The following is a 12,555-nucleotide window of genomic DNA, read 5'->3' as shown; positions in this document are numbered from 1 at the left end:
AACTCCTGCTGCAACTGTCATTACCCGCCCGTACGATGACGGGCATCAGAGGTGCCCGGCGCTGCAGCAAGGGATTACATGTCCTACTTCACGGAACTGGACCGGCAATACATCGACGGCTCGTGGCGTCCCGGACGCGGGGCGTGGGACATCATCGACTTCAATCCCTACAACGGTGACAAGCTCGCCTCCATCACCGTCGCCTCCGTGGAAGAGATAGACGAGGCGTACCGCGCGGCCGAGCGGGTCCAGAAGGACTGGGCGGGGACCAACGCGTACGCGCGCCGCGCCGTCTTCGAGCGCACCCTGCGCCTCCTCGAGGAGCGCGAGGAGGAGATCACCGAGGCGATCATCGACGAGCTCGGTGGTACGCGGGTGAAGGCCGGCTTCGAGCTGCACCTCGCCAAGGAGTTCCTGCGCGAGTCGATCCAGCTGGCGCTGCGCCCGCAGTGCAGCATCATCCCCTCGCCCGTGGACGGCAAGGAGAACCGGCTGTACCGGGTGCCGGTCGGGGTCGTCGGGGTCATATCGCCGTTCAACTTCCCGTTCCTGCTGTCGCTCAAGTCCGTCGCGCCCGCGCTGGCGCTCGGCAACGGCGTGGTCCTCAAGCCGCATCAGAACACCCCGATCACGGGCGGTTCGCTGATCGCGAAGCTCTTCGAGGACGCGGGCCTGCCGGCCGGTCTGCTCAACGTCGTCATCACCGACATCGCGGAGATCGGCGACGCGTTCCTGACCCACCCGGTGCCCAAGGTCATCTCCTTCACCGGCTCCGACCAGGTCGGCAGGCACGTCGGGACGGTCTGCGCCGCGCAGTTCAAGCAGGCGATCCTCGAACTCGGCGGCAACAGCGCGCTGACCGTGCTCGACGACGCGGACATCGACTACGCGGTGGACGCCGCGGTCTTCAGCCGGTACGTCCACCAGGGCCAGGTCTGCATGGCGGCGAACCGGATCCTCGTGGACCGCAAGGTACAGAAGGAGTTCACGGAGAAGTTCGTGGCGAAGGTCTCCACCCTCAAGTCGGGCGACCCGCGCGATCCCGCCACCGTCATCGGCCCGGTCATCAACTCCACGCAGGCGGAGGCGATTTCGAGCGTCGTCGCCACCGCGGTCGCGGAGGGCGCCACCGCGCTCGTCCGCGGGGGCGTGGACGGGAACATCGTGGAACCGGTCGTGCTCACCGGGCTGCCCGCCGACTCCCCCGTCCTGCGGCAGGAGATCTTCGGTCCGGTCGCCCTGCTCATCCCGTTCGACGGGGACGAGGAAGCGGTGCGGATCGCGAACGACACCCCGTACGGGCTGAGCGGCGCCGTGCACACGGGCGACGTGGAGCGCGGGGTGGCCTTCGCCCAGCGGATCGACACCGGCATGTTCCATGTGAACGACGGGACCGTGCACGACGAGCCGCTCGTCGCCTTCGGCGGGCAGAAGCAGTCGGGGATCGGGCGGCTCAACGGCGAGGCGACGGTGGAGGCGTTCACCACGCAGAAGTGGATATCGGTGCAACGGGGGCGCTCGCAGTTCCCGTTCTGAGCCGGCACTGAGGTCGTACTGAGGTTGGGAGACGTTGTGCGCAGGAGGACCGTGCGGTGCGGGGTGGGCGCTGCCGCCGTGGTGGTGGCGCTGGCCCTCGGCGGGTGCAGCGGTGGGGGTGCCGACGACGGCGGAAACGGTGGAAAGGACCGGGGCGACACCCCGGCCCCGTCCTCTTCAGGGTCCGGGTCCGGGTCCGGGTCCGAAGCCGGTCCTGGTTCCGTGAAGGACGCCGAGGGGGTGTGGAAGGCGTCCGGCGGCGGCAAGCCCGTCGTCCTGGTCGTCGGCGCGAAGCAGGCCGCGCTGACCACGGCCGACGGGCACCTGTGCACGGGGACCCTGGCGGGCGACGGGAAGCCGACGCTGACGCTCCGGTGCGCGGACGGGAACACCGACCGCACGAAGGGCGCGGTCGAGTCGAACGACGGCGGCACGATGCGGGTCTCGTGGGACGGCGGCACGAAGGACACGTTCAAGAAGGCGAAGGACGGCGAGCTGCCGACCGGCCTGCCCAGCGGCCTCCCGACGAACTGAACCGCCTCCGGTGTCACCGCTGGTGTCACCGCTGGTCGGTCGACTCCCTGGTCATCGGCGGTACGTCGGTGTCCAGGGCGTCGGAGAGTTCCTCCAGCGTTTCGAGGAGAAGACCCGCCCCGCGGCGCACCACCCGGTCAGGGACGCCCTCGCCGTCCCACGCGTCGAGGGCCTCGCGGACCGGCTTCCAGCGCGGGATCCGGCGCTCGCGGATGGCCTGGGCGCCGTCGCGGGTCGCGGCGCGCAGCGCGTCGGCGAGCGCGTCCGCGGCGGGCACGGGGGTCGCGCCGCGCTCCGGCAGGTGCGCCTCCATCAGCATCACCACGCGGCCGATGTGGTGCAGGGCGTGCGCGGCGTCGTCGGCCGCGGCGTTGGACAGTCCGCGGTGGCGTACGGGTTCGGTCTTGGCGCGGGCCGCGGCCTGTTCCCAGGCGATGTGCGCGTCCCGGGCCTTGAGCAGGGCCTCGCGCACGTCCGGGCAGCTCTTGCCCGCCGGGCTCGCGTAGTGGGCGACGACCGCGGCGGCGTACTCGCCGAGCGCGGCCAGCCAGTCGGCGAGCCGGGTGCGCAGGCGCGGGGTCTCCCAGGCCGGGTACAGGGCGTACGACAACATCGCGAGCACGCCGCCGACGAGTGTCAGGACGACGCGTTCGGGGACGGTCTGGCTCCACTCCTGGCCGCCCATGCCGAGCAGGAACACGACGTACATGGCGACGCAGGCCTGGGCGGCGAGCTGTCCCGTGCGCATCAGGAGGTACATCAGTGCCGCGCACACCACGGCGAGCACTGCGGAGAGGTACGTGCCGGGGTGGGCGAGCTGGAGGATCGCGGTGGCCGCGGTGACGCCGACGAGGGTGCCGCCGAAGCGTGCGACGGCGCGGGAGTACGTCTGCGAGAAGTCGGGGCGCATCACCATCACGGCGGACATCGGGGCCCAGTAGCCGTGGCCGTACGGGAGGGCGTCGCCGATGAGGTAGCCGGCGACGGCGACCGCGGCGACGCGGTTCGCGTGCCGCAGCACGGGGGTCCCGGGCCGGGCCTCCCGCCGGATCGCCCGCGCGGCGACGGGCAGCAGCGTGAAGATACTGGGCCGCCGAAGCGGTTGGGCGATCGGCGCCGGGGCGGGGGCCGTCGTATCGGCGCGCGGCACCGGGGGCCGCCTTGCCCACCCTGCCGCCCGATGGGGTCTCCCCTGCTCGGAGCTTGTCGCAGAGCTTGGGGAAGGCAGATTGCCCAAGGCGGGGTCGGCACTCTCCTGCCCGTGCGGGGGGTGGGCACCGTCTGGCCCGTGCGGCGGGTCGGCACCCTCTTGCCCCTGCGGCGAGTGGGGAAAACCAATCCCCGCAGTCGGACGAGAGTCCGCGGAGCCCGGGGCGGGGGCGGCACTCTCGCGCCCGTGCGCCGGATCGGCACTCTCGCGCCCGTGCGGCGGGTCGGCGCTCTCTTGCCCCTGCGGCGGGTGGGCAGAATCCAGCCCCGCCGGCGATTGAGGCGCGGGGTCCGGGGCGGAGCCCCGTGGCGTGGGGGACGTGCCGCCCGCCGTCTCCAGGACGTCACGCAGAAGTGACCCCAGACGGTTGGCCGCACGTTGCGGTGGGCCGGACAGAATCACCCCGGTATCCGGGGACCGGAACGCCGCGATCGCATCCGGCGGAACCTCCACCCGGGACCCGTGCCGGATGGCCCTCGCCGCAGCGTCCAGAATCGCCCCCGCCGCGGCCAGCAACTCCCGCACCCGGTCCCGCTCGGGCCCCTCCTCCGGCACCCCGACCGCCGGATCGGCGAGCGAGGCGAGCACCGGGCGGATGCGCTCCGCGACGCCCCGCGCACCGTGCAGCTGCGCGGGCCGGGTCCTGGCCTGCCGCGGCGTGAGCGCGGCGGCGTTGCGCGCCAGCATCAGCGGCTCCGGATCGAACGCGGCGACGGGATCGTGCCGCAGCCGCCGCGCGTAGTCCGCCTCCGCCGCGAGCGCGTCGGCGAGGGCGTCGCGGTGCGCTCCCCACCGCCGTACGGGGAAGAGGATCACCAGCGCCGCCTGGACCAGGCCGCCGAAGGCCATCATCGCCGCGTGGCCCGCGGCCTCACCGATCGTCGTCGGCAGCGTGATGGTCACGAGCATCATCGCGACGTTCGACGAGGCCATGATGCCGATGGTCGGCCCCGCCGCCCAGGCAAGCCCCGAAAGGTACGTCCACAGCGCGAGCAGCGGCAGGAAGAAGACGAGGTGGGAGCCGGTGAGGTAGCCGAGGAACGTAGAAATGCCGAGGCTCGCGCCGGAGGCGAGCGCCAGTTCGGGACGTGGCCGCCAGCTGCGCTGGAACGTGGCGATCGCCGCCTGGAACGCGCCGAAGGCGGATCCGGCCGCCACCGCGGGACCGAACAGCGACAGGCTCACCGCGAGCACGATCGCGAGCCCCGCTGCGCCGCGCAGGGCGATCAGCGGTTCGAGGCGCTTGCGCTCGACGGTCAGGCCCGAGCGCGTGGTCACCTTCAACGCCCGGAACCAGCTCATTTCGCCAGAATACGGGCATCTGCCGTTCCGGACGGCGCGTCTTACTCCCCTTCGCGGAGCACCAGGTCCAGGAGGCCGGGGAAACGGGCGTCGAACTCGGCGCGGCGCAGCCGGTTGAGGCGCTTGGGCCCGGCGTCCCGCTGCTCCAGCAGCCCCGCCTCCCGGAGCACGGCGAAGTGCCGGCTCAGCGTCGCCTTCGTGACCGGCACGTCGAAGGTGCCGCAGGTGCGCTCCCAGTCGACGGCCCCGGCCAGCTCACGCACGAGCGTGCGCCGCACGGGGTCGGCGAGCGCGACGAGCGCCGCCTCCAGCGGAACGTCCACCGGATCGACGTGCACGGGCGCGGCCCGATGCCCGCTCGCCGTACCCGCCGTCGCGACCCGCGCCACTGCCATGCCGTCCTCCCTGTCCAAGAAACCTGTCCACGAATGAGCCCGGCCTCGGGCCCTCTTGCCGAGTGTTCGACGCCGTGCGTACACTCCGCATGCCGAATGTTCGTCGATCGTCGAACACTCTAGTGCCTCGTCAGTGCCTCGTCGCCCTCGCGGAGGAGTCCCGTCATGCCCCTGTCCCAGCAGTCCCCGGTCCGTGTGGGCATCGTCGGTCTCTCCGCGAAACGCGGTTGGGCCTCCCGTGCCCACCTGCCCGCCCTGCGCCGCCTCAAGGGTTTCGAGGTGCGTGCGCTGTCCGCGAGCAGCGCCGAATCCGCGCGGGCCGCCGCCGAGAAGTTCGGCGTCCCGCACTCCTACGGCACCGCCGCCGAGCTGGCCGCCTCCGACGAGGTCGACCTCGTCGTGGTCACCGTCAAGGTGCCGGACCACCGCGAGATCATCGAGTCGGCCGTCGCCGCGGGCAAGGCGGTGTTCTCCGAGTGGCCGCTGGGCGTCGGGCCCGCCGAGGCCGAGGCTCTCGCCGCGCTCGCCGCCGACCGCGGTGTGCGCACCTTCACCGGGCTCCAGGCGCGCTCCGCCCCGGTCGTGCGCCACCTGCGCGATCTCGTCGCGGAGGGCTACGTGGGCGAGGTGCTGTCCACGAGCCTCGTGGCGTCGGGGCGCGGCTGGGGAGCGGAGTTCCCGGAGGGCGGCGCGTATCTCCTGGACCGGGCCTCCGGGGCGAACATGCTGACCATCCCGTTCGGGCACACGCTCGACGGTCTGACCTCGGTGCTCGGCGACTTCGACGAGGCCGCTCCCCTCCGCGCCGTCACCGCGACCCGGCACCGGGAGATCAAGGACCCGCGCACCGGCGAGGTCCACCGGCCCGACGTCGCCGACCAGGTGGCGCTCGGCGGCGTGCTGGCCTCCGGTGCGGTGGCCTCCGTGCACTTCCGGGGCGGGCAGTCGCGCGGCACGAACTTCCACTGGGAGATCAACGGCACCGAGGGCGACCTCATCCTCACCGGCGACCACGGCCACCTGCAGATGGGTGAGTACACCCTCAGCGGGGCGCGCGGCGCCGACACCGCGCCCAGCGAGATCACCGTCCCCGACCGCTACTTCGAGCCCGAGCTCGCGGAGCTGCGCGGCACCGACGCGTACAACGTCGGAGCCGCCTACGCCCAGCTCCGCCGCGACCTGGCCGACGGCACGTCCGTCGTCCCCGACTTCGCGCACGCCGTCCGGCACCACCGGCTGCTCGACCGCATCGAGCGCGCCGCCGCCTGACGTCGGCTCACCCTTCGAGCCTGGCCCTCCGGGCCGCCTCGGTGCCCTCGGTCCAGCCCGCTTCGTCGGTGACGCCCCTCATGCGCGTCGTCACGGTCTCGGGGAACATCTCCTCGGCCCGCCCGGTGACCGCGACGTCCCGGGCGGCGAGCACCGGCAGCGCCTCACCCATCGCCCCCGTCACCTGCTCGGTGACGGCGGCGAGCCGGTCCCCGATCCGGTGCGCGTACGCCGCCAGGAACGACTGCCGGAAGGTCTTCGTGCGCTTGCGGCCGCCCGCCCGCTGCTCGGCCTCGGCGCGCGTCATCGCGGCGGTGGCCTGCACGAGCAGCGACGTATGGAGGACCTCGACGACCTCCAGATCCGGCTCGAAGCCGACGACCGTCGAGAAACCGAACGCCGAGTTCCACACCGCGCGGCAGCGGTTCGCCGAGGCCACCGCGTCGAGGAGGACCGCCTTCGCCGTCTCGTAGGGGGCGTCGACGCCGATCCGGCAGGCGGCGGGGGCTTCCTTGGCGTGCGTACGGGAGGCGAGCAGCGCCTCGTCGACCGAGTGCCGGGCCATCAGCTCCTGCGCCTTCGCCGACAGCGCCTCCGCCTCCGGCGGGTACCCGGTCCGCTCCGCCTTGGCGAGCAGCGCGCGGATCTTCGCCAGGGCGCGCGGCTCGCCCGCCACGGGGACGCCGATCGACTCCCCCGGCACCGGGCCGACCGGCTCGATCGCGGGCAGCCGCGCGAGGAGCCGGTACAGCTCCAGGGCGGTCGTCGCGTACGAGAACCGGTCCGTGCGCGCGGGCCCGTGCGCGGGCAGCTCGGCGAGCTGGGCGGACCAGCGCGGCGGCAGGTGCTCGTACCGCTCGGTCTCGGTGCGGATCAGGTGGGCCGCGAGCCGTTCGTGGCCCGCGTCCAGGCCCTCCTGCCGTACGACCATCCGCAGCACGTCGGCCGGCTGCCAGCCGCGCTCCCACGCACGCCGCACGAACTCCCGCCCCCGGAGGGCGAGTTCGCCGTCGGAGGAGGGGTCGGCGGCGAGCAGCGAGGCCCCTGTGTCGAGGTCGCCGCCATCGTGGAGGGCGGCGGCGAAGGCCCGCTCGACCGTGCTGTCACTGCTCGTACCGCTCATCCGGCCATGATCCCAGCCCTACGAGGCCAGGGACTCCACGATCAGTTCGGCGGCCCGCTTCACCAGCGGGCTGTCGCCCTCGGTGTCCTTGTCCTTGTCCGGCTTGGTCGACAGGACGGAGAGGATCACCGGCGCCCCGTCCGGCGTCCAGGCGATGCCGACGTCGTTGGCGGTGCCGTACCGGCCCGTGCCGGTCTTGTCGCCGAGCACCCAGTCGGCGGGCAGGGCGGCTCGGAACCGCTCGCCGCTGGTGGTGTTGGCGAGCAGCCACTTGGTCAGCCGGTCGCGGTCGGCCGGGTCGAGGGCGTCGCCGAGGACCAGCCGCGCGTACGTCGTGCCGATCGCGCGGGGCGTGCTGGTGTCGGTGATCCGGCCCGGCTCGGCCGAGTTCAGCTCGGGCTCCCAGCGGTCGAGGCGGGTCGTGCGGTCGCCGGTCGAGCGGACGAAGCGGGTGACGGCGGTGGGGCCGCCGAGGCGCTCCATGAGGAGGTTGGCCGCGGTGTTGTCGCTGTACGAGATCGCGGCGCCGCACAGTTCGGCGACGGTCATGCCCTGCGCGAGGTTCTCCGGCTTCCCGGTGACCGGAGCGCCGCCCGCGCGGTCGATGTCGGCCTGCGTGTAGTGGACGCGGCGGGCCAGGAACTCCCCGTCCTTGTCGAGGTCGCGCAGCACGGCGGCGGCGGCGAGCGTCTTGAACGTGGAGCACATCGGGAAGCGCTCGTCGGCGCGGTACCGGACGGTGCGCCCGCTGCCGAGGTCGTGCGCGTACACGCCGAGGCGGGCGCTGTGCTTGCGCTCCAGGGCCTTGAAGCGGCCGTCGGCCGGCCCGGCGGCGTGCGCGGTGCCGGATGCCGGTCGGGGGGCGGCGGAAGCGGTGCCTGCGAGCGCGGTGGCGCCGACGGCGGTCGCGGTGGTGAGGATGGCGCGGCGGGTGGTGGACACGGTGGGGGGTGGTCCTTTCTGCGCGACGATGATCTTTTTGAACGTTTCGGATACGAGGACGGTTCCGCACACCCGAACGGTTGCGGCCCACCGAGATGCCGGGGACCACCGAGATGCCAGGGGCCGCCGCGACATGCGAGGCTCGGGGGCATGAGAGTGGCACTGGCGCAGACCGACTGCGAACTCGGCGAAGTGGACGCCAACCTGGACACGGCCCGCGAGCAGATCGCGCAGGCCAAGGCCCAGGGGGCGGACCTCGTCGTCTTTCCCGAACTGAGCCTGCACGGCTATCACCTCGGCGGCCTGAAGTCGGACACGTCGATCGCCACGAACGATCCCCGGCTCCTCGGCCTCACGTCCCCGGACGGCCCGGACGTCATGGTGGGCCTGCACGAACACACCAGCCTGCGCGCGTACAACACGTCCGCCTACTACGCGGGCGGCGCCCTGCTGCACGCCCACCGCAAGCTGTACCTCCCGAACTACCTGGCCTGGGAGGAGCGCAAGCACGTCAGCCCCGGCCAGCACTCCCGCGCGTACGACCTGCCCGGCGAGCACGGCAGGGCCGCGACGCTGGTCTGCAACGACGCGTGGCAGCCGGTGCTTCCGTGGCTGGCGGTGCAGGACGGCGCGGAGGTCCTGTTCGTCCCGGCGAACAGCGCGGCGACGCTGGACCCGGAGGCCATGGACACGACCCTCTACTGGGACACGCTCCTCTCCTACACGGCCAAGATGCTCCAGTGCTGGGTCGTCTTCGTGAACCGCGTCGGCAACGAGAACGGGGCGTCCTTCTGGGGCGGCTCCCGCGTCGTCGACCCACGCGGCACGGTCGTGGCGCAGGCCCCGCAGTGGGAGACGGGCCTCGTGACGGTCGACATCGACATCCACGAGGCGCGGCGCCAACGGAGGGCGGTGCCCCTGGTGGCGGAGGCGCGGCTGGGGTTGGTCGACCGGGAGGTCCGCCGCCTTATTGATGAGGGCGGCGACAGCTGAATCGCCGCGACGGCGTTGCGCTCGCGGGGCTCCGCCCCGGACCCCGCGCCTCAATCGCCGGCGGGGCTTGATTTTGCCCACTCGCCGCCGAGGCTTGGTTTTGCCCACTCGCCACAGGGGCTTGGTTTTTCACGCCCAGCGGCGGGGGTTGGATTTTTAAGCCCCTGCGGCGATTGAGCAGCGGGGTCCGGGGCGGAGCCCCGTGGCCGCAACGACGTCGCGGCGGAAAGATTGTCAGTGCCGGGTGTGACACTCGGCAGCGTGACCGAGCGATGGGCTCTCGCCCCCACCGAGCGCGGCGGCGCCGACCTGGTGCCGCTGGGCCCGGACGCGCTGCCCGCCGGCGAGGTCGTACGGGAACCGGACCTCGCCGCGGCCGTCCGCTCCCGGCCGGAGGTCACCCGGTGGGTCTGGCGGGACACCCACGCCGTATACCCCCAGCTGCTCGCCGCAGGCGTCCGCGTGGAGCGGTGCTACGACATCGAGGCCGCCGAGAACCTCCTGGTCGCGCACGAGGGGCGGCACGGCGACCCGCGTTCCGCCGCGGCGGCCCTCGCCAGACTCAAGGGCGCGCCTGTCCCGCCCGATCCCCCGCCCCGCGTCGCCGCCCCCGGCTCCCAGTCCTCGCTCTTCGAGCCGCGCCCACCCGTCGACGTATCGCTCACCGACCTCGTCGACGTGTACGCGGAGCAGCAGCGCCGTCAGGACGCCACCGCCCAGCCGGGCCGGATGCGGCTGCTCACCGCGTCCGAGTCGGCGGGCATGCTGGTGGCCGCCGAGATGCACGCGGCGGGCCTGCCGTGGCGGGCGGACGTGCACCGCGCGGTCCTCGGCGAGCTGCTGGGCGAGCGGTACGGGGGCGGCGGGGAGCCGCGCCGCCTGGCCGAACTGGCGGATGAAGTGTCAGCGGCATTCGGCAGACCGGTGCGCCCGGACCTCCCCGCCGACGTCATCAAGGCGTTCGCGCACGCCGGCATCAAGCTCACCTCCACGCGCCGCTGGGAGATCGAGGGCATCGACCACCCCGCCGTACCGCCCCTGATCGAGTACAAGAAGCTGTACCGGATCTACACGGCGCACGGCTGGTCCTGGCTGCAGGACTGGGTCAGGGAGGGCCGGTTCAGACCCGAGTACCTGCCGGGCGGCACGGTTTCCGGGCGGTGGACGACGAACGGCGGCGGCGCGCTCCAGATCCCCAAGGTCATCCGCCGCGCGGTGGTGGCCGACCCGGGCTGGCGGCTCGTCGTGGCCGACGCCGACCAGATGGAGCCGCGGGTGCTCGCCGCGATCTCCCGCGACCCCGCGTTCATGGAGGTCTCCGGGCAGGCCGCCGACCTCTACCAGGCCGTCTCCGACCGGGCGTTCGCCGGTGACCGGGGGCAGGCCAAGCTGGCCGTGCTCGGCGCCATATACGGGCAGACCTCGGGCGACGGCCTGAAGAACCTGGCGCTGCTGCGGCGCCGCTTCCCGCAGGCGGTGGCGTACGTCGACGAGGCGGCGCGCGCGGGCGAGGAGGGCCGCCTCGTGCGCACGTGGCTCGGCCGGACGTGCCCGCCCGCCGTCGGCGCCGCCGAGCCCGAGGAGGCCGGCATCCCGCAGGACGAGCCCGAACAGGCGGCGGAGGCGGGCGGGTTGACGTACGGCTACGCCTCGTCGAACTCGCGGGCCCGCGGCCGCTTCACCCGGAACTTCGTCGTGCAGGGCAGCGCCGCCGACTGGACGCTGCTCGTCCTCGCCGCACTGCGCCGCGAACTGGCGGACATGGCAGCCGAGTTGGTGTTCTTCCAGCACGACGAGGTGATCGTGCACTGTCCCGAGGAGGAGGCCGAGAAGGTGAGCGAGGCGATCCGCGAGGCCGCCGACCTCGCGGCCCGCCTCACCTTCGGCGACACCCCGGTGCGCTTCCCGTTCACAGTGGCGGTCGTGGAGTGCTACGCGGACGCCAAGTAGCACCCCACGACCGTCCAAGTGGCGCTCACGCCGCCCGGAACGCGAGCACCACGTTGTGCCCGCCGAAGCCGAAGGAGTTGTTCAGGGCGACACCCCCCGCCGGCAGCGCCCTGGGCTCCTCCCGAACGATGTCGGCCTCGGCCGCCGCCTCCGGGTCGACGTCGTCGAGGTTGATGGTCGGGGGCGCAAGACGGTCCCGCAGCGCGAGGACGGTGGCGACGGTCTCGACGCCGCCCGCCGCGCCCATCAGGTGCCCCGTCATGGACTTGGTCGCCGACACCGCGATGTGGTCGGCGTCGCCCCCGAACACCTGGCGCAGCGCGCGCAGTTCGGCGATGTCGCCGAGCGGCGTCGAAGTGGCGTGGGCGTTCGCGTGGCAGACCTCCGAGGGCTCGATGTCCGCGGCACCGAGCAGATTGCGCAGCGCGGCGGCGACGCCCCGGCCCGTCGGCTCCGGCCGCGTGATGTGGTGGGCGTCGGCGGACAGGCCCTGCCCGAGCACCTCGGCGTAGACCCGCGCGCCGCGCCGCCCGGCGTGCGCCGCGGACTCCAGGACGACGACCCCCGCCCCCTCGCCCATGACGAACCCGTCGCGCCCCAGGTCGTACGGGCGCGAGGCCCCGGCCGGGTCGTCGTTGCGCTTGGACATCGCCATCATGTTGCCGAACGCCGCCATGTTCACCGAGCAGATCGCGGCCTCGGTGCCGCCCGCCACGACGACGTCGGCGCGGCCGGTCCTGATCATCTCCAGGGCGTAGCCGACGGCCTCGGCGCCCGAGGCGCAGGCGCTGACGGGCGTGTGCGCGCCGGCCCGCGCGCCGATGTCGAGGCCGACGGCGGCGGACGGGCCGCTCGGCAGCAGCATCCCGAGGGCGTGCGGCGAGACGCCCGCGGCGCCGAGCTGCTTGAACATCTCGTACTGCGTGAGCAGCGAGGACACCCCGCCGACACCGGTGGCGATCACGACGCCGAGCCGGTGCGGTTCGACCTCGTCGCACCCCTCCCCGGGTGCCTTGAACCCGGCGTCCGCCCACGCCTCCCGCGCCGCCACCAGGGCGAACCTGGCGGTGCGGTCGAGCGCGGGCGCCGGCGGGCCGCACAGCAGCGCGTCGGCCGGGTCGACCGCCGCCTCCGCCGCGATCCGCACCTCGACCTCCTCGGCCCACGGGTGCGTCAGGCGCCGCACGCCCGAGCGCCCGGCCAGCATGCCTTCCCAGGTCGACGTGGCGTCCCCGCCCAACGGGGTGGTGGCGCCGACGCCGGTGACGACGACGGCGGGCGCCACACGTTCGCGCGCCATG

10 protein-coding genes are annotated in these 12,555 nt (G+C 73.3%); 5 read left to right on the top strand and 5 right to left on the bottom strand.

The window, feature by feature from the left end:
* Positions 1 to 78 precede the first annotated feature (78 nt).
* Together ACFV9W_RS20405 and ACFV9W_RS20400 are read left to right on the top strand one after the other, a co-directional pair.
* Positions 79 to 1,536 (top strand): aldehyde dehydrogenase family protein, encoded by a 1,458-nt coding sequence (locus ACFV9W_RS20405; RefSeq protein ID WP_385762787.1) that lies wholly within the window; start codon positions 79 to 81, stop codon positions 1,534 to 1,536.
* 222 nt (positions 1,537 to 1,758) lie between these two features.
* The gene (locus ACFV9W_RS20400; protein ID WP_385762785.1) at positions 1,759 to 2,070 is read left to right on the top strand and encodes a hypothetical protein; all 312 of its coding nucleotides are present in this window, start codon (positions 1,759 to 1,761) and stop codon (positions 2,068 to 2,070) included.
* A gap of 25 nt (positions 2,071 to 2,095) precedes the next feature.
* On the opposite strand, the gene ACFV9W_RS20395 is transcribed toward ACFV9W_RS20400, so the two are convergent.
* The gene (locus ACFV9W_RS20395) at positions 2,096 to 4,582 is read right to left on the bottom strand and encodes an FUSC family protein (RefSeq protein WP_385762783.1); all 2,487 of its coding nucleotides are present in this window, start codon (positions 4,580 to 4,582) and stop codon (positions 2,096 to 2,098) included.
* 41 nt (positions 4,583 to 4,623) lie between these two features.
* Positions 4,624 to 4,977: an ArsR/SmtB family transcription factor gene (locus tag ACFV9W_RS20390; RefSeq protein ID WP_385762781.1), complete on the bottom strand. Its 354-nt coding sequence runs from the start codon at positions 4,975 to 4,977 to the stop codon at positions 4,624 to 4,626.
* 165 nt (positions 4,978 to 5,142) lie between these two features.
* On the opposite strand from ACFV9W_RS20390, the gene ACFV9W_RS20385 reads away from it, so the two are divergent.
* Positions 5,143 to 6,246, top strand: coding sequence for a Gfo/Idh/MocA family protein (locus ACFV9W_RS20385; protein ID WP_385762779.1), 1,104 nt, complete (start codon positions 5,143 to 5,145; stop codon positions 6,244 to 6,246).
* A gap of 7 nt (positions 6,247 to 6,253) precedes the next feature.
* Here ACFV9W_RS20385 and ACFV9W_RS20380 read toward each other — a convergent pair whose 3' ends face one another.
* Positions 6,254 to 7,369, bottom strand: a complete 1,116-nt coding sequence (locus tag ACFV9W_RS20380) for a DUF2786 domain-containing protein (RefSeq protein ID WP_385762777.1) — start codon at positions 7,367 to 7,369, stop codon at positions 6,254 to 6,256.
* A gap of 18 nt (positions 7,370 to 7,387) precedes the next feature.
* Positions 7,388 to 8,311: a class A beta-lactamase gene (gene bla / locus ACFV9W_RS20375; RefSeq protein WP_385762775.1), complete on the bottom strand. Its 924-nt coding sequence runs from the start codon at positions 8,309 to 8,311 to the stop codon at positions 7,388 to 7,390.
* A 150-nt stretch (positions 8,312 to 8,461) separates the two neighbouring features.
* On the opposite strand from bla, the gene ACFV9W_RS20370 reads away from it, so the two are divergent.
* Entirely contained in the window at positions 8,462 to 9,304 is an 843-nt protein-coding gene (locus tag ACFV9W_RS20370) for a nitrilase-related carbon-nitrogen hydrolase (protein ID WP_385762773.1), read from the top strand.
* Positions 9,305 to 9,565: 261 nt separating this feature from the next.
* A complete protein-coding gene (locus tag ACFV9W_RS20365) occupies positions 9,566 to 11,254 on the top strand; it encodes a bifunctional 3'-5' exonuclease/DNA polymerase (RefSeq protein ID WP_385762771.1) in 1,689 nt (562 codons plus the stop codon).
* A gap of 25 nt (positions 11,255 to 11,279) precedes the next feature.
* Here ACFV9W_RS20365 and ACFV9W_RS20360 read toward each other — a convergent pair whose 3' ends face one another.
* Positions 11,280 to 12,554 carry a beta-ketoacyl-[acyl-carrier-protein] synthase family protein gene (locus tag ACFV9W_RS20360; RefSeq protein WP_385762769.1) on the bottom strand — a complete coding sequence of 425 codons (1,275 nt, stop codon included), beginning with the start codon at positions 12,552 to 12,554 and terminating at the stop codon, positions 11,280 to 11,282.
* Position 12,555 lies beyond the last annotated feature (1 nt).

The sequence above is a fragment of the Streptomyces sp. NPDC059897 genome, from assembly GCF_042730865.1.
Taxonomy (GTDB): Bacteria; Actinomycetota; Actinomycetes; order Streptomycetales; family Streptomycetaceae; genus Streptomyces.
The sequence above is the reverse complement of the archived record's forward strand: the minus strand, read 5'-3'. Positions and strand labels throughout refer to the sequence as shown.